Origin of the sequence: Rhizobium sp. SEMIA4064, from assembly GCF_003025035.1 — a bacterium.
In the GTDB taxonomy this organism is placed as follows: domain Bacteria; phylum Pseudomonadota; class Alphaproteobacteria; order Rhizobiales; family Rhizobiaceae; genus Rhizobium; species Rhizobium paranaense.
Genome location: NZ_PYJN01000013.1, coordinates 17,011 through 32,831, shown reverse-complemented (window position 1 = coordinate 32,831; position 15,821 = coordinate 17,011). Strand labels below are relative to the sequence as shown.

The 15,821-nt window shown below is 61.0% G+C and carries 16 protein-coding genes; 11 read left to right on the top strand and 5 right to left on the bottom strand.

Translation table 11 applies throughout. From position 1 onward, the window contains the following. Positions 1-24 precede the first annotated feature (24 nt). The 6 genes from C9E91_RS06710 (at position 25) to C9E91_RS06685 (ending at position 3,664) form a co-directional block, all read left to right on the top strand. On the top strand, positions 25-462 hold the full coding sequence (locus tag C9E91_RS06710; RefSeq protein ID WP_107107588.1) for a TIGR02301 family protein: 438 nt from the start codon (positions 25-27) through the stop codon (positions 460-462). 104 nt (positions 463-566) lie between these two features. After that, positions 567-824, top strand: a complete 258-nt coding sequence (locus C9E91_RS06705; RefSeq protein WP_028753410.1) for a hypothetical protein — start codon at positions 567-569, stop codon at positions 822-824. A 15-nt stretch (positions 825-839) separates the two neighbouring features. Beyond that, positions 840-1,607 carry a hypothetical protein gene (locus C9E91_RS06700; RefSeq protein ID WP_107107587.1) on the top strand — a complete coding sequence of 256 codons (768 nt, stop codon included), beginning with the start codon at positions 840-842 and terminating at the stop codon, positions 1,605-1,607. A 73-nt stretch (positions 1,608-1,680) separates the two neighbouring features. Then, positions 1,681-2,520, top strand: coding sequence for a CAF17-like 4Fe-4S cluster assembly/insertion protein YgfZ (gene ygfZ / locus C9E91_RS06695; protein ID WP_107107586.1), 840 nt, complete (start codon positions 1,681-1,683; stop codon positions 2,518-2,520). After that, positions 2,517-3,134 carry a YfbR-like 5'-deoxynucleotidase gene (locus tag C9E91_RS06690; RefSeq protein ID WP_107107585.1) on the top strand — a complete coding sequence of 206 codons (618 nt, stop codon included), beginning with the start codon at positions 2,517-2,519 and terminating at the stop codon, positions 3,132-3,134. Before ygfZ ends, C9E91_RS06690 begins: the two co-directional genes overlap by 4 nt. Then, positions 3,131-3,664: a tyrosine phosphatase family protein gene (locus C9E91_RS06685; protein ID WP_107107584.1), complete on the top strand. Its 534-nt coding sequence runs from the start codon at positions 3,131-3,133 to the stop codon at positions 3,662-3,664. Before C9E91_RS06690 ends, C9E91_RS06685 begins: the two co-directional genes overlap by 4 nt. 58 nt (positions 3,665-3,722) lie before the next feature. Here C9E91_RS06685 and C9E91_RS06680 read toward each other — a convergent pair whose 3' ends face one another. From C9E91_RS06680 to C9E91_RS06670, 3 genes are all read right to left on the bottom strand, one after another. Continuing rightward, positions 3,723-4,142, bottom strand: a complete 420-nt coding sequence (locus tag C9E91_RS06680; RefSeq protein ID WP_245407444.1) for a hypothetical protein — start codon at positions 4,140-4,142, stop codon at positions 3,723-3,725. A 260-nt stretch (positions 4,143-4,402) separates the two neighbouring features. Then, complete coding sequence (locus C9E91_RS06675; protein WP_107107582.1) at positions 4,403-4,909, bottom strand: superoxide dismutase family protein; 507 nt, start codon at positions 4,907-4,909, stop codon at positions 4,403-4,405. A 144-nt stretch (positions 4,910-5,053) separates the two neighbouring features. Continuing rightward, the gene (locus C9E91_RS06670; protein ID WP_107107581.1) at positions 5,054-5,383 is read right to left on the bottom strand and encodes a hypothetical protein; all 330 of its coding nucleotides are present in this window, start codon (positions 5,381-5,383) and stop codon (positions 5,054-5,056) included. Positions 5,384-5,684: 301 nt separating this feature from the next. On the opposite strand from C9E91_RS06670, the gene C9E91_RS06665 reads away from it, so the two are divergent. The 5 genes from C9E91_RS06665 (at position 5,685) to C9E91_RS06645 (ending at position 14,144) form a co-directional block, all read left to right on the top strand. Next, a complete protein-coding gene (locus C9E91_RS06665) occupies positions 5,685-8,438 on the top strand; it encodes a DUF2339 domain-containing protein (protein WP_107107580.1) in 2,754 nt (917 codons plus the stop codon). A 73-nt stretch (positions 8,439-8,511) separates the two neighbouring features. Further along, complete coding sequence (locus tag C9E91_RS06660) at positions 8,512-9,165, top strand: HD domain-containing protein (protein WP_181316027.1); 654 nt, start codon at positions 8,512-8,514, stop codon at positions 9,163-9,165. Positions 9,166-9,174: 9 nt separating this feature from the next. Next, on the top strand, positions 9,175-10,023 hold the full coding sequence (locus C9E91_RS06655; protein ID WP_107107579.1) for an MOSC domain-containing protein: 849 nt from the start codon (positions 9,175-9,177) through the stop codon (positions 10,021-10,023). Between the two features lie 122 nt (positions 10,024-10,145). Further along, entirely contained in the window at positions 10,146-13,391 is a 3,246-nt protein-coding gene (locus tag C9E91_RS06650) for an adenylate/guanylate cyclase domain-containing protein (protein WP_107107578.1), read from the top strand. Positions 13,392-13,463: 72 nt separating this feature from the next. Next, the gene (locus tag C9E91_RS06645; RefSeq protein ID WP_107108103.1) at positions 13,464-14,144 is read left to right on the top strand and encodes a peroxiredoxin-like family protein; all 681 of its coding nucleotides are present in this window, start codon (positions 13,464-13,466) and stop codon (positions 14,142-14,144) included. A 70-nt stretch (positions 14,145-14,214) separates the two neighbouring features. Here C9E91_RS06645 and recO read toward each other — a convergent pair whose 3' ends face one another. Together recO and C9E91_RS06635 are read right to left on the bottom strand one after the other, a co-directional pair. Next, positions 14,215-14,994: a DNA repair protein RecO gene (gene recO, locus C9E91_RS06640; protein WP_107107577.1), complete on the bottom strand. Its 780-nt coding sequence runs from the start codon at positions 14,992-14,994 to the stop codon at positions 14,215-14,217. A 128-nt stretch (positions 14,995-15,122) separates the two neighbouring features. Further along, on the bottom strand, positions 15,123-15,638 hold the full coding sequence (locus C9E91_RS06635) for a response regulator (protein ID WP_245407443.1): 516 nt from the start codon (positions 15,636-15,638) through the stop codon (positions 15,123-15,125). Positions 15,639-15,821: the final 183 nt, after the last annotated feature.

Genomic DNA, 15,821 nt, shown 5'->3' with positions numbered 1-15,821 from the left:
ACTCTTGCCATATCAACTAGGCGTATGAATCATTGCCGCCTCATCAACCTGCTTCCGATCTGCGCCGCGCTTGCGGCCGCATTTCCGGCCTTTGCGCAGCCGACGGCGGCTGTTCCGGCGGTGCAGGCGCCCAGCGACACCGGCGATGCCGAGCGGCCGACGCCCTATGACGATCAACTGTCGCGGCTCGCCGAAATTCTTGGCTCGATCCACTATCTGCGCAATCTCTGCAACACCGGAAAAGAGGATTCCTGGCGCGCCGACATGCAGCGTCTGCTCGACACGGAGACGAAAGACGAGCCGAAACGCAGGGAAAAACTGACCGCCTCGTTCAACCGAGGATATAGATCCTTCGCATCGGTTTACACGGATTGCACGCCGCAGGCCATCGTGGCAGAGGAGCGATACCGTAACGAAGGTGCAACACTTGCCGCAGAAATAACCGCTCGCTTTGGAAATTGACGATTTATTAACCCCTTTTCGTGCCGAGCCGTGTCGTTTTAGGAAAAGGCTGATAAAGTCGTTAATCAAGCGGTAAGGACATGGACGTCTCGAGGAACGAAACAATGGAACCAAGCCTGAACGACATCGACGACATGATTGTCCACGAAAAAAGGCAGGCGGCGCTGGAATACCAGAACGAGGCCTGGGCCGATGGCATGGCTGATGGTATCGAGCCGGAAATCATCGCCGACGCTGCAATTGCCCATGCCATTCGCGAGACTATTCGCATTCAAGGAGAACAGGGCGCGGAAGCCTTGCTCGAATCACTTAGGGACCGCATGCTTGCTGGTGAATTCTCTCCGAACCGCACCCTGCAATAACAGCCAGAGATCCCTATGCACACCGTACCGGGCAATGAGTTTCGACGTTCCATTGCCTCGCTTGCCGTAGCGACCATGTTTTTCGGCAGCCTCGCCCTCCCTTTGCCGGCTCTTGCCTTCTCCCAGCTCAATCCGTCGGCTAACCAGCCGGGCGTCGCCGGGAAATCTGCGCAGCAGCGCAATGACAAGCCGGTCGAAGAGGCGCTGGAGGCGCCCTCGAAAACAATTCCCATGCCCGATCCGCTGGTCAACAACCAGGCTGGACAGAGCGGCGGCACCGCATCCGGAAATGCCTCGAATGGCGGCAAACAGGCGGAAATTCTCTTCGATATCAGCAAGGCGCCCGAGCCGGTACGCAAGCTGCGCGAAGCGATCGTCGAGGCGGCCGCCTCCGGTGATCTCGAGCGTCTGCGTCCACTGATGAATGTCGGTGGCGGCCTCAAGCAGACGCAGGTGACGGCGGATGATCCGACCGAAGACCCGATCAAGACGCTGCATGACCTTTCCGGCGACCCCGACGGCATCGAGATCCTCTCCATTCTGCTCGACATCATGTCGACCGGTTTTGCCCATACCGGCCAGGGCACACCGGATGAAATGTATGTCTGGCCCTATTTCGCCGAAAAAGACATCAAGTCCCTGACCGCGCCTGAGAAGGTCGATCTGATGCGCATCGTCACCGCCGGCGATTACTCCGACATGCTGGAATTCGGCGGCTATAATTTCTACCGCGTCGGCATCACGCCCGATGGTAGATGGAAATTCTTTACTTCGGGCGAATGATCCGGACGCAGAACTTGCGGTTCCCGACCAGAGGCCTTACCTCTGAGCGACAGGGCAAATTAGCGGGTCCACAATGCCAGCCGTATTCCTCAGAGATCGCTCCTTTCTCCGCGTCACCGGCGCGGATGCCGAGTCTTTTCTGCACAATCTCATCACTACCGATCTCGCCTCGCTCGGCACGGACGAGGCTCGTCCCGGCGCACTGCTGACGCCGCAAGGCAAGATCCTGTTCGACTTCATGATCTGGCGGGATGGTCCGGGCTTTCTGCTGGAGACCGACGCGGAACAGCGAGACGGCCTTTTGAAGCGGCTCACCATGTACCGGCTGCGCGCACCGGTCGATTTCGCTGCGATCGACACCGAAGGCGTCACCGTCGCCTGGGACGAGAATACGGCCGAAAGCCATAGGGATAGCCGTTTCGCCAAGGCAGGGATCACGCTGACGCGCACTCCCGGCCAGCACGGCGACGACGCCGAGACGCTCCATAGGACGCTGCGCATTGCCAATGGCATCGCCGTTTCCGGCCCGGATTTCGCCCTGCAGGACGCTTTTCCGCATGATGTGATGATGGATATCAACGGCGGCCTCGGCTTCCGCAAGGGCTGCTATGTCGGGCAGGAAGTGGTTTCCCGCATGCAACATCGCGGCACCGCAAGGCGGCGGGTCGTCATCGTGTCCGGTGGTGCCGATCTGCCAGCCACTGGTACCGAATTGACCGCCAGCGGCAAGCCGATCGGCACACTTGGTTCCATTGATGGCGCCAAGGGCCTCGCCATCGTCCGCATCGACCGCGCCGGTGAAGCTATGGCGGCCGGCACGCCGATCCTGGCGGCGGATCGCGAAGTTTCGCTCACGTTACCGCCGTGGTCCGGCCTCTCCTTCCCCACGCAGACCGATGAGGCTTCGGCATGACAGCCGGCAATACCGCGCGCGCCTGGCAGCGCATGCTGTCCGGCCGCAGGCTGGATCTGCTCGACCCCTCGCCGCTCGACGTCGAGATCAGCGATATCGCCCATGGGCTTGCCCGCGTGGCACGCTGGAACGGGCAGACCTCCGGGGATCATGCCTTTTCGGTGGCGCAACACAGTCTCGTGGTGGAGACGATCTTCCGCCATCTCAATCGAGCGACGCCGGACGAGATGTTGGCGGCGCTGCTGCACGATGCCCCCGAATATGTCATCGGCGACATGATCTCGCCGTTCAAATCCGTGGTCGGCGGGGACTATAAGGTGGTGGAGAAGCGCCTGGAGGCCGCCATCTACAGGCGTTTTGCTCTGCCGCCGCATTGCAGCCCGGAGCTGAAGGATAAGATCAAGAAGGCCGATACGGTTTCCGCTTATTTCGAAGCGACATTGCTTGCCGGTTTCACCCCGCAGGAAGCGCGCAAATTCTTCGGCCAACCGCGCAGCATCACGCGTGAGATGTTGCCGATCGAGCCGATGCCGGCGGTCGAAGCGCAGCGGCTTTTCCTGGCGCGCTTCGAGGCGATCGAGGCCGAACGCACCGCCGTGAGAGCCGACGCATGACCACGATCGTCGTATCGCCGCTGGCACGCATCGCAGAAATGGCCGTTCGTCACGGCGCATCCGAAATGATCAGCCTGATGGCAAAGGAACAAACGTTTCACCGGCCGGCCGTGATCAAGGCGGAACGGCATCTGCTGCTTGGCATGAACGACATCAGCTTTGCCGGCACCGGCGATCTCGTCGCTCCGCAGGAGACGCATGTCCACGACATCATCGATTTCGCCAGAAGCTGGGACCGCACCGCGCCGCTGCTGATTCATTGCTGGATGGGCGTGTCACGATCCCCGGCGGCGGCGCTGATCGCTGCGCTTGCCGTCCATCCCGAAACGGACGATCTGGCGCTTGTCCATCTCCTGCGCACCGCCTCGCCCTATGCGACGCCGAATACACGGCTGATTATGATCGGCGACCAGATGCTTGACCGCAAAGGCCGGCTCGTCGACGCCGTCAAGGCGATCGGCCGTGGTGCGGATGCGGACGGCAATGCGCCCTTCGTCCTGTCGCTGTCGCCGGACATCGGCGTCAGATGAAAACGGAGACTGCGCTCGCGCAATCTCCGTCCATTTGCAGTCCTTGCGAAACGGCCGATCAAGCGGCAACGCTGTCGGACGAATCAGGAGCGTATTGACCGTAGGTATTCTGGTAGGCATTCATCGAGGCCTCCATCTCGCGGATGAAGACTTCCAACGCGTTCTCATTGGAATTGCTGCCGGTGGTAGTGCTGTCGCTCGTGCCGCTGGAAGTTTGTCCCGTAGACGATGTGCCGGCGGTGGACGAATTCGTAGCGGTCTGACCACCGCTACCGTTGCTCTGCTGCATCTGCAGCAGCATGGACGCCAGATTGCCCGAGAAGGCATCCGTAGCGCTCGAATCGCTGCTGTCGTCACTGCTTTCGTCGGCAAGAACGCTTGCAGACAGAAGACCGGATTGCGCTGCTTCCTGCAGTTCCTGAGCGTCCACAACGCCGTCATGATTTTTATCAAGGGGACTGTACGAGGCAGCGCTCATGCTGCTTCCAACTGAAGAAATACCACTCATCCAAATCTCCTGGAGTAAACGCCGTCGGGCGTTTTCGGTGAGACGCAGTACGCTCGTTGAAATGGCAATTGGGATAGCCGATTTTCGAAGACGGTCAAAGATAGTTGTCAATTGACTATTAACCCCAATTGACAGGCCGCGAATCATATTGGCGATGAGCCTCTGCGAACGAGGGACAACCGCTGCTTGGCAAAGTTCCCGACGAATGGGCGAATCACCTCTGTGCAAGGTTATTCGATGACCGCGCAAGCCAGCCGTTTACCAGCACCGCCAACGGGTTGGCTGCGGTAATCATCCGACTCCGCATGGATCATCAGCGTTCGGCCGCGAATGCCGCTTTTGCCGTCCAGCAACACCATGCCATTGAAGACTTGCGCCCTGAGCTTGCCGTCCTGGTCGACATATTGGTTGGGCATATCGCCGGCATGCGGGCCATTAGCCGCAAGCAAGCCGTGCTCGGCATTGGTAGGATTGAAATGACCGCCGGCCGATTCGAACCCGTGCGTATGGTCGCAATGATTGTTCTCATGGATATGGAAGGCAACCCAGCGATTGGCCGGCAGACCGGAAACGTCGAGTTCGATCATAACGCCCGCCTTCCCCTCAGTCAGGACCGCCCGTCCCGCCTGCTTGCCGTCGAGGCCGACAAAATTGGCAATTGCCGTCTGCTTGTCCTGCGCGGTCGCAGGCAGAGCCGCCACCAAGGTCAGAGCCGCAGCAATAAGGATAGATCTCATGGAGCATTCCTCCCGTTTGAGTCGTGAATGCAACGCATCACAGGGTCGGGTGTTCCCGCGAAGAGAGAAATGAGCAGGCCCAAACCGCAAAACAACCCGCCATTGTCCAGCGGGCCGTTGCGATAATTTGGGAAAGACGGCCGCTCAGGCGGCCATGCTATCCGTGTCGTATTGGCCGTAAGTGCTGTTATAGGCATCCATCGGCGTCAGCGTACCGAGGTCGAAAGCACTGCTGGCCTGAGACATTTCGCCCGTCATCACGCCACCGGTGGGCATTTGCATGAGCTTTGCCATCAGGCTGCCCATTGCGCCATTCGCGCTACCGCTATCGACTGCATCGGTTTCGAGAATACCCGGGCGCTCGTCGGCTTCGCGCTCTTCCTGGCTCAAAACACCGTCGCCATTCGCATCGAGCCGCGAAAGCGTACCGCGATAAGGATAGGTACTGTTGGATATGGAAGATACATGGGACATACAAACCTCCTAGGGTCAGGAGCCGCCTCATGCGACGTCGTTTGTACGCAATACGTTCTGGTTAACTATTGGCGTTGATAGGCTGATTTGCCGCGCGGGTAAAGACGAATTGTTAATGGGTATTAACAATAGTTTGCGAGTTATGAATCCTAATTTTCTAATAGAATGATGAAGGTGGGCGGTGCAGCGCGTGCCACTTCTCCTCGGGTAATCGCCTGGAATCATAGAGGAAATCGACCGCCTTACCCTTCCTGTCCTGCTCATTTCGTATAATGTGGCGACAGAAGCCCATGGAGGGGACATGACGGAACTGCTGCTGATCGTGATTGTGGTCGTGGGCATTTTGATCCTGCGCAGCTACAACCAAAGGCTACAACGGCTGGAAAGCCGCGTTCTGGAGCTGCAAAACGCGCTTGCCGGCCAAGTGCTGGCGGTTGGTGTGCGCGAATCAGCAACAGCGGCAGAGCCTACTGAAGAAGCCATTCAGCCCTCCGAAAGCGCAACGGAATCATCCGTTGAAACAGTCGCAGAACCTGCGGTGGAAGAGGAAGATACTGCTCTCGCTGCACGCGGCAGCCTGGAAGCAACCGAGGATGTAGTCGCCCCAGCCCTTGCCCGGGAGGATGAAAGCCTGGAGAGCACCATCGGCGCCCGTTGGGCTGTCTGGGTGGGCGGCATTGCTCTGGCGCTCGGCGGCATCTTCCTGGTCAAGTATTCGATCGAAAGCGGTCTGCTCAGCCCCGCCGTGCGGCTGGTGCTTGCCGCGATCTTCGGCTTGGTGCTCGTCGCTGCCGGCGAAATTATCCGGCGCCGCTCCGAACCTGTGCTGGCCAACACCTTCCAGAACGCGATGATCCCTGGCGTGCTGACGGCGGCGGGCGTCGTCGCGCTGTTCGGCTCAACCTATGCCGCCCACGGCATTTACGGCTTCATCGGACCGGCCACCGCCTTCGTCCTCCTGGGGCTGATTTCGCTCGCCACGCTTGGCCTGTCGCTGCTGCATGGGCAAGCGCTTGCAGGTCTCGGGCTCCTGGCTTCCATGATCACGCCGGTGCTCGTCGCGCCAGCGGCGCCGAATCCCTGGACGTTCTTCGGCTATCTCGTCTTCACCTGGCTCGCCACCATCGCCGCCTCGCGGCTGCGCCGCTGGCACACCGTACCCTCCTTTGCCAATGCCCTACTCAGCATCTGGCCGCTGCTTTACATCTTCAACAGCGAAGTGGTCGACTTGGCGCCGGTTACCCTGACCATGCTGGCAATGATGGCCGGCACGATTTTCATTTGGCCGGGACGCTATGAAGTCACCGCAACGAGTGAGGAAAGCACTGTCCGGTCGGACGAGATCGAAGAACGCCCGGCCTTATCACCGGCCAGCCATTGGGCAACATTCCTGGCGCGCGCGCCGCTTGGAATGACGCTGACGGCATCCGTAGGCAGCGCCGTGGTGGCTCTGTCTCTCCTGGCTTACAGCCTTTTGTACGCCTACCCGCTGCCGGACGCGTCCTTCCACTTTGCGGCAATTGTTGCAACTATTGCCGCCTTCGGGGCCAGCCGTGTGCATGCGGCCTGGGCTGCAATTCTGTCGGCCCTCGCCGCCGGCTTTGGCATGTTCCTCGCTCTGATGCAGCCGGAGATCGGTGCGGAGCTGAATGTAGCGCAGATCGTTCCGGCCTTGTCCCACCTTGTCGTCTATGACGGTCTCGGCCTCGGCGCGGTTTTCGTCATCGTCGGCTTCTTCTTTCTCAAGCGTTTTGGCGAAAGCGAGAAGCCCTTTGCGGCTCTGTGGAGCGTCATCATGGTTGCCACGCCGCTGACGATCGCCGTGATCAGCTATGTCACCTTCGGCAACTGGACGCGTGACTCGCTGCATGGGCTCTATGGCATCGTGCTTGCTATCGCCCTGATAACACTCGCCGAATTGCAGTATCGCCGATCCGCGGAAAACATGGCCTTGCCGACCAATGTTTTGGCGGCAGGTTCCTTCGCGGCCTTGGTCTTCGCCCTGCATACGCTTGCTCATGACGCTATTCCAACGATGCTGCTGCCCGTGCTTGGCATGGCCTTTCTGCTCGCCGGGCGCGCCCGCTCCTGGCCAGTCCTGCCATGGACGATGGTCGCGGCGCTGATCATCACCCTCGGGCGCATTGCCTGGCAACCGACCATCGTCGATCCGGGCGAGCTCGGCACGACACCGATATTCAATATGCTGCTTGCCGGTTACGGTATCCCGGCGGTGCTCGCCGTCTGGGCTGCCTTCGAGGTTCGCCATTCGCCAGACCTCAGGCTGCGCAATGCTCTGCAGGCGCTTGCGAGCTTCCTGGTGTTGCTGACCATCGCCATCCTGGTGCGCCATGCGATGAACGGCGGCGTCTTGAATGCAAACGTTCCGACGCTCGGCGAACAATCGATCTACACATTGCTGGCAATTGGCGCCTCCGCGACGCTGATGGCGCTTGATCTCAGCGCATCGAGCCTCGTCTTCCGTTATGGCGGAATGGCGCTCGGCGTCCTCTCTGTTACTTTGATCCTGACGCTGCATCTGATCGGGCTCAATCCGTTCATGACAGGTGAAAGCACGGGTCGGATTCCTTTCTTCAATCTGCTGCTGCTCGGCTATCTTCTGCCGGCGATCGCCTATGGCGGCTTGGCGGCTTATGCCCGAGGCAAGCGGCCCCTGCCCTATGTGACGATGTTGGCCGTCGCCGGCGCGGTTATGGCCTTTGCCTGGGCGACGCTGTCGGTGCGCCGCTTCTGGCAGGGCGAATACATCCCGTTCTGGAACGGTTTCATCCAGGGGGAAGTCTATTCCTATTCCGTCGTCTGGCTGCTGATCGGCATCGCCCTTCTTTGGCTAGGAGCGCGTCTCGAAGCTCGCAGCCTGCGTATCGCTTCGGCCGCGCTGGTGTTCGTCGCTGTCGTGAAGGTCTTTCTGATCGACATGTCAAACCTCGAAGGCTTCCTGCGGGCGCTATCCTTCATCGGCCTCGGCGCGGTGCTGATCGGCATCGGCCTGTTCTACCAAAAGGTCCTGACCGGCAAGAAAGCGACGGAATGATTGCGGCGAATCTCTGTGCTCGGTAGGAACGCACGAGATCATTCCGACAGATCATTCCGACATGGGGCCGAAGATGGATATCAACAGTATGGCGCGGGCGTTCGCCCCGTTCGAAACGCTGGCTGCGCAGCTCATTCCACATGCGGCTGATGGCGACGACGGCTCGCACGACGTCGCCCACATCCTGCGGGTCTTCAAGAATGCCATGTCCATCCAGGCTGAAGAAGGCGGCGATGCCCGCATCCTCGCCGCCGCGGTATTGCTGCATGACTGCGTCGCGGTGGAGAAGAATTCGCCGCATCGCGCCCAGGCATCGAGGCTGGCGGCCGAAAAGGCTTCCGGCATCCTGAGGGAGCTTGGATGGGCTGGCGAAGATATCGCCGCCGTAGCGCACGCCATCATCACGCACAGCTTCTCCGCCAATATTCCGCCGGAAACGCTGGAGGCGAAAATGCTGCAGGATGCCGACCGGCTGGATGCGATCGGCATGGTCGGCGCTGCCCGTTGTTTCTATATTGCGGGCCGCCTGGGCTCCGGCCTCTACGATCCATTCGACCCGCTTGCCACCGAGCGGCCGCTCGACGACAAGCGCTTCGCCATTGACCATTTCGAGACAAAGCTGTTCAAACTGGCGGACGGGTTCCAGACCGAAACCGGCCGGAAATTTGCCGGCGAGCGGCATGATCGGTTGAAGACGATCCTGGCAATGTTCATCGACGAAATCTGAGGGCTATTCATGCAGGTCAGCGATCTCTTCATCTATCCGCTCAAGAGCGCGCGCGGCATTGCCATTCCATCCGCCACGATCGACGCCTTCGGCCTGATCGGCGATCGTCGCGCCATGCTGGTCGAACCATCAGGCCATTTCATCACGCAACGCGAAATGCAGGATCTTGCCCGCATCGACATCCAGCCCGGTCCTTCCTATCTGCGCCTGAAAATGGAGGGCAAGGCCGACATCATCGTGCCACCGCCGCACCCGGACCACCGCATGGATGTCGTCGTCTGGAAATCGACGGTCAACGCTTCCGTCGCCGATGAGGAGACAAACAACGCGCTGTCCGCCTCGCTCGGTCGCGACGTCAAGATGGTCTTCTTTGACAGGCTTGCGAAGCGCGTCGCCAATCCGGAATGGGCCGGCAGTGACACGCCGGTCACCTTTACCGACGGATACCAGATCCTGATCACCACCACCGGCTCGCTGAAGGCGCTCAATGCCGATCTTGCCGCCCATGGCGAAGGTTCGGTCGGCATGGAGCGCTTTCGCCCCAACATCGTTATCGACTGCGATGAAGAATGGCCGGAGGACCGCTGGGCGGCGATCGAGATCGGCGGCATTCGCCTCGATCTCGTCAAGCCATGCGCCCGTTGCATCATGACGACGCAGGACCAGAAGACCGGTTCGCGCGAGGTACCGAACCCCATGCCTGCCATGGGCCGCGTCCGCATGTCCGCCGACCGCCGCGTCCCCGGCCCGCTCTTCGGCTGGAACGCCGTGCCGCGCGGCGAAGGCTCGGTAAAGATCGGCGATACGGTGACTGTGATCGAGGAGCGGCCGGAGGGCTGGGCATTCAAGCGGCGATAGTCGTTCCACCGTTTGTTTAGCTTGCGGACCCAAGGTAGCAGGCGCATGCTGATCGCTCATTTTGAACCCGTCGGTTGCGGCTGAACCGGCCGTGGCGCACGGGGTTTGACGAGGTGCGTCCGATGGAGTGCGCCGGCTGCGGTTTCGATATTCAAAGCGGCTTTGCGTTCTGTCCGCGATGCGGCGCAAAGCAGCCTATCTCCTGCGCTGCCTGCGGCTATCCCTGCCAGCCTGATTTTGCCTTCTGCCCCAGATGCGGCGGCGCGATTTCCGACAAAGCCCCACCCGCAGCCAAGCCGACCATCGAGGCTGCACCGGCAAAATCCGAGGACGATGCCGACCGGCGGCCGGTGACCGTGCTTTTTGCGGATCTCTGCGGCTTCACGACGCTGAGCGAGCAGATCGACCCCGAAGTCATGCGGGTGCTGCAGAACGAATTGTTCGAAGAGATGACCCAGGCAGTTGAGGCCTATGGCGGCTTCGTGGACAAATTCGTCGGCGATGCGCTGCTGGCGCTGTTCGGTGCGCCGGTCGCTCATGAAGACGATCCGGTGCGGGCGCTCAATGCCGCGCTCAACATGATCGATCGGGCAACGCAGGTCGGCGAGCGCTGGCAAGCGCGCGCCGGCGTGCCGTTGCGCCTGCATATCGGCATCAATAGCGGCCCCGTCGTCACCGGCGGGTTCGGCGCCGTCAGCACCAAATCCTATTCCGTGACAGGCGACACGGTGAATACCGCCCAACGTCTGCAATCCATGGCGGGCGAAAACGATATCCTCGTCGGGCCGCTAACCTACCGCCTCACCCGCCATGCCTTCGCCTTCGACAGCCTCGGCGCCCAAGCCTTGCGCGGCAAAAGCGGCAATGTGCTTGTCCATCGGCTGACGGGACCACTGGAAGCGCCGCATACGGCGCGCGGGCTCGAGAGTTTTGGCCTTCAGGCGCCGATGATCGGACGGGATACGGAATTGTCGCGGCTGCTGACCTGCCTCGACCTTGCCTGTGGCGGTGCGGCACAGCTTGTCCGCCTTATCGGCGAGGCGGGTATCGGCAAGTCGCGGCTTGTCAATGAATTCATCGGCATAGCCGGCAATGCAGCTCGCTACCAGGGCCTCGCCATTCGCAAGGCGACTTGCTCCCCCCTCGGCGAACAGTCCTACGGCACGCTTGCCGCGGTCGTGCGCAGCGCCTACGGCATCGGCGAGCGGGACGATCTCGACAGGACACGACAATTGCTGGCGACGGGATTTCGCGCACTCGATCTCACGCAGGAGGATATTGACGGGCTTTTGCCGCTCTTTCTGCACGTCCTCGGCCTCGGCGACCTCAGCGGAGCGCTGCGGCATATCGAGCCGGAACAGTTGCGGCGGCAGATCTTCTATGCGGTCCGCACCGTCTTCGAGCGGCGGCTGGCGCAGGGTCCCCTGCTGCTTGTGATCGAGGATCTACATTGGGCCGACGCCGCCTCGCTGGAAGTGCTTCGCTTCATGATGGATCGGCTGGAACGCAGCCGGCTGATGCTGCTTGCGATCTACCGGCCGACATCGCAGATCGACCCGCTCGATTCCAATCGCGTCAGCGTCACCGTACAACGTCTTGGCCCGCTCAACGCAGCCGACGGGCAGAAGCTGCTCGCCGCTTTCTTCGGGGAAAGTCATGCCAAGCTGCCGGTCGCGATGCGCAAGCGCATCCTTGAGCGCGCCGGCGGCAATCCGCTCTTCATCGAAGAGATTCTTCGCGGATTGATCGATATGGGCAGGCTGCACAATGACGGTCAGCGCTGGCAAGTGGCGGCGGAAGATACGGATGTCGATATTCCGGTCAATCTGCAGGCCCTCTTGCTTGCCCGCGTCGATCGCCTGCCGCAGGAAATCAGACGGTTGGCGCAGGAGGCGGCGGTGGTCGGCCCGAAGTTCGACACCGCCCTGCTCCGCACCGTCGCCAGCGATCCGGCTGCCATCGATGCCGGGTTGGATTATCTCTGCGATGCCAACATCATCGAGGAATTGCGCGGGCCTGATGCCGGTGCTTCTCCCACCTATCGTTTCAGCCAGTCCCTGCTGCACGACGTCATCTACCATAATCTCCTGCAGCAACGGCGCATGGAGCTTCATCGCCGGATCGGCGGGGTTCTGGAACGCCAATATGGCGCAGCACCCGACCGGCCCGAGCATCTGGCCCAGCTCGGCCATCACTTCAGCCTCACCACAGAGAAGGCGAAGGGGGCCAGCTATCTGATGGCCGCCGGCGATCTGGCACGCAAGACCTACGCCAATGATGACGCGATGCGCCTCTACCGCCAGGCGCTTGCCGCCTTCGCGAACGAGCCTGGGGTGGCGCCGGAGCAATTGGCGCTCCTGGAGCGTCTTGCCGATCTCTGCGGCCCGGCCGGTCACCGCGACGCCGCCTTGAATCATTATCAGCGAGCGCTGGCGATGCATCGCACCGGAGACGATCGGATCGCGGCGGCGAGGATATTGCGCAAGATCGGCCGACTGCACCACGAAGCGGGGCGCCGCGATCAGGCCGAGGCGCATTGTGCTGAAGCCGAAGCCATGATCGCGACGATCGATGCGCCGGTCGAGCATGCACATCTCCTGCAGGAGCGCGGCCATCTGGCCTTCCGCATGGGCGACCAGGCCGCCGCCGCAGAATGGGCGACGCAGGCCCTGCAACGGCTGCAAACGCTGCCCATCGACGGAACGACCGAGGCCGGACGAGAGGCAGCGCGCGCGATGGCGGAGGCGCTGAACACTAAAGGCGCAGCACTTGCGCGGCTCGGCCGCCGTCGCGATGCCGTGCAGGAAGTGGAGCGCAGCCTCACTGTTGCCGAAAAGGCCGATCTGCAAAGTGCCGCCTGTCGCGCCTACTCCAATCTCGGTGTGCTTTACACGATTGTCGATCCGGCCAACGCCATCAAGGTCTGCCGGCGCGGGCTGGAAGTGGCGACCCGCATCGGCGATCTCGGCTTCCAGGCGCGCCTTCTTGCCAACCTCGCCGTTTCCTGCTGCACCTTTACCGACCGCTGCGCCGCCGAGGGTGTGCCGGCAGCGGAGAAGGCGGTGGAAATCGACCGCGCGCTCGATCAGCGCGACCATCTCTCCGTGCCCTTGATCGTCCTCGCGCAGATTCATCAATGCCACGGGCAGCCGAAGCTAGCCCGTAAGTATTACGAGGAAGCCCTTGAGGTAGCTAAGGAAATTGACGAGCCGCAACTGCTCTTTCCGTGCTATGATGGCTTGGCGACGCTGAGCCTTGAACATGATGACATGGATGAGGCGGAACGGTATTTCACGCTGGCACAGGATGTGTGCACACGCCACAACCTCGATCCGGGCACACTCGTCGTATTGCCGTTTCTCGACTGACCGTCCCTATCGTGACGATCGCCGGAAAACCAGTGGGAGAATCTATTCAAGCATATAGAGGGAGGAATGAAGATGCAGGAGAACCACGCCGAAAGACCATTGCAGCCTGGAGATCGCGCACCGAATGTCGTGCTGGATGCGATCACCCGCCAGGGCAAGATCGCCATCGACGACTTTCGCGGCCAGAGACCGGTGTTTGTCGGGCTGTTCCGCGGACTGCATTGCCCCTTCTGTCGCCGGCAGATCGCCGCCATGGCCGAACTCACCGATGCGTTGCAGGAAAAGGGCATCGACAGCCTGACCGTCGTTAATACGCCGATCGACCGCGCCCGCCTCTACTTCCGATATCATCCGCTTCCCAATCTGCTGGCCGCCTCCGATCCGGAGCGGGTATCGCACAAGGCCTTCGGCCTGCCGAATATTCAGTTCACCGAAGCCGAGAATAACTGGCCGCACAAGGTCAGCATGGATGCGGTGATGTCGATGCGCATCGATATGCCGGGCGAGCTCCCAGAACCTATGAATCCGATCGCCGCGATGGAATACCTCGACAAGGCGGACGGCTATGAAGTCACCGAGGATGACAAGCGGATGATCGCCACCGGTGAAGGCCAGCTTGTCGGCGAATTCCTGCTTGATCGGGATGGCGTCATCCGCTGGTGCTTCACGGAAGTCGAAGAGGCCGGCCGTCATATGTTCGGCGTCCCCGCCCCAAGAGAGGTGATGTCGGCAGCATCGAACATGGCTATTTGAAGCGATCGCTCTTTCAGCTCCGAATCATATTTTGAGCATGATCCCATCCGCGCGCGGTCGGGATCATGCTCTATCTTTTTGCGGCTATGGTCGGCCGCTCCTGCGGCGCTTCCAAGGTGGCCGCATTCAGCGCTTTCAACGCGGCCTGGATGAAACCGTCGCGCGCGGCTGCGATCTCTATGCCGCGCGGTTCGTAGACATGGCGATGCAGGAAAAAGCCGGTCAAGCGGAAGGCAGCAGCGAGGCTTTCCCCATCCGCCGCCTCGACGGCGCCGGCGGCAAGGAACGGCGGCAGCGCCAGCATCTTGTCGGCCCAGGGCAGACCGGCGGCACGGCAAACGGCACGCCCGGTTTTCGGCGACACAAAGGCGAGATCGTCGCGCACGCCCGTCGCCGCACACTCGGTCAGATCAAGGCCGAAACCGAGATCGTTGAGCACCGCCAACTCGAAGCGGACGAAAAGTTCACCGGCGTCCATGGGGTTCTGCAGGTTTTCGAGAATGACGTTCAGCGCATCATAGAGATGTGGATGCGGGTCGCGCTCAGGCAGCAGGCGGAGCACTGCGCCCATGGCCTGCACGCCATAGACGGCGGTCGCCGTCTCCATCAGCCGCGCCGCCCGCAACCGTACCGGCTCCATGCGGAACTCGCCGAGATGCTCGTGCAGCCGCGCCCGCCAGGTCACTTCGACCAGATTGCCCGCCTGTAGCACCGGCTGCATGGCGCGTGACCGGCCGGAGCGCACCAATCCCATATGCCGGCCACGATCACGCGTCATCACCTCGGCAATGACACTGGTCTCGCCGAGGCGTTTGACGCCCAAGATGATCGCCTGATCCTGCCACTGCATCGGCCGGTTCGTCCCACAGAATGTCGTGATTCGAGTTTAGGACAAACGGCAGGCGCTGTCACATGTCAGACGATCAGCGAGAGCGCGCCGCGATCGCAAAATCGCTACACACTTTGGCGCGACAGACTTTAGGGCTGGCTGCTTGATGGGTCGTCCACCGATGCCAGCCTGTCGACGAATGCCCACATAGCGGCCTCGTCGAAAGGCTTGTTGAGCAACGGCACATGCCGCATGTCCGGCGGGAAATCGAGCGTATCAGGATAGCCGCTGACGAAACCGAAGGCGATGCCGCGCTCTACCAGCAACCGGGCAAAGCCGAAACTCATCGACTCCCCCAGATTGACGTCCAGCATCGCAAAATCATAACGCTCCGTATGAATTGCGTTCACCGCCTGCTCGAGGTTCGAGGCGATTTCCACCTCCTTGACCCCGATGAGACGCAGGATTTCCTCCGCCTCCATGGCAATGATCAGATTGTCTTCCAAAATGAGAACGCGCTGAACCGTCATATCAGCGCCATCCCCGCATGCCTGCGCCAAGCGGCGCCGTGCCCCGTAAACATTCCCACATCTATCCCTCCGGCGCCGATCATCGGCCCGTGTTGAATGAATGGTATTCCCCCATCCGTGTTGGCTAGATCTCATGTGACATGACCTTGCCCTGACCCGCTTCGCACTTTTTGTCTCGCGGGACTATGGGCTCGTCAACGTGCTCCAATCGCTTTTGCCGCCGCGGTTAGTAAAAGGTGAAACTGGTCGAAAAGTGACGAAAATGTAGTCTATGCTGATACACCGGCCATGAACATTTAAAAATGACATGTGGCAGCC

Coding starts and splice junctions, on each gene's coding strand:
- C9E91_RS06710 (WP_107107588.1), top strand. CDS start 25: ATGAATCATTGCCGCCTCATCAACCTGCTTCCGATCTGCGCCGCGCTT.
- C9E91_RS06705 (WP_028753410.1), top strand. CDS start 567: ATGGAACCAAGCCTGAACGACATCGACGACATGATTGTCCACGAAAAA.
- C9E91_RS06700 (WP_107107587.1), top strand. CDS start 840: ATGCACACCGTACCGGGCAATGAGTTTCGACGTTCCATTGCCTCGCTT.
- ygfZ (WP_107107586.1), top strand. CDS start 1,681: ATGCCAGCCGTATTCCTCAGAGATCGCTCCTTTCTCCGCGTCACCGGC.
- C9E91_RS06690 (WP_107107585.1), top strand. CDS start 2,517: ATGACAGCCGGCAATACCGCGCGCGCCTGGCAGCGCATGCTGTCCGGC.
- C9E91_RS06685 (WP_107107584.1), top strand. CDS start 3,131: ATGACCACGATCGTCGTATCGCCGCTGGCACGCATCGCAGAAATGGCC.
- C9E91_RS06680 (WP_245407444.1), bottom strand. CDS start 4,142: ATGAGCGCTGCCTCGTACAGTCCCCTTGATAAAAATCATGACGGCGTT.
- C9E91_RS06675 (WP_107107582.1), bottom strand. CDS start 4,909: ATGAGATCTATCCTTATTGCTGCGGCTCTGACCTTGGTGGCGGCTCTG.
- C9E91_RS06670 (WP_107107581.1), bottom strand. CDS start 5,383: ATGTCCCATGTATCTTCCATATCCAACAGTACCTATCCTTATCGCGGT.
- C9E91_RS06665 (WP_107107580.1), top strand. CDS start 5,685: ATGACGGAACTGCTGCTGATCGTGATTGTGGTCGTGGGCATTTTGATC.
- C9E91_RS06660 (WP_181316027.1), top strand. CDS start 8,512: ATGGATATCAACAGTATGGCGCGGGCGTTCGCCCCGTTCGAAACGCTG.
- C9E91_RS06655 (WP_107107579.1), top strand. CDS start 9,175: ATGCAGGTCAGCGATCTCTTCATCTATCCGCTCAAGAGCGCGCGCGGC.
- C9E91_RS06650 (WP_107107578.1), top strand. CDS start 10,146: ATGGAGTGCGCCGGCTGCGGTTTCGATATTCAAAGCGGCTTTGCGTTC.
- C9E91_RS06645 (WP_107108103.1), top strand. CDS start 13,464: ATGCAGGAGAACCACGCCGAAAGACCATTGCAGCCTGGAGATCGCGCA.
- recO (WP_107107577.1), bottom strand. CDS start 14,994: ATGCAGTGGCAGGATCAGGCGATCATCTTGGGCGTCAAACGCCTCGGC.
- C9E91_RS06635 (WP_245407443.1), bottom strand. CDS start 15,638: ATGAGATCTAGCCAACACGGATGGGGGAATACCATTCATTCAACACGG.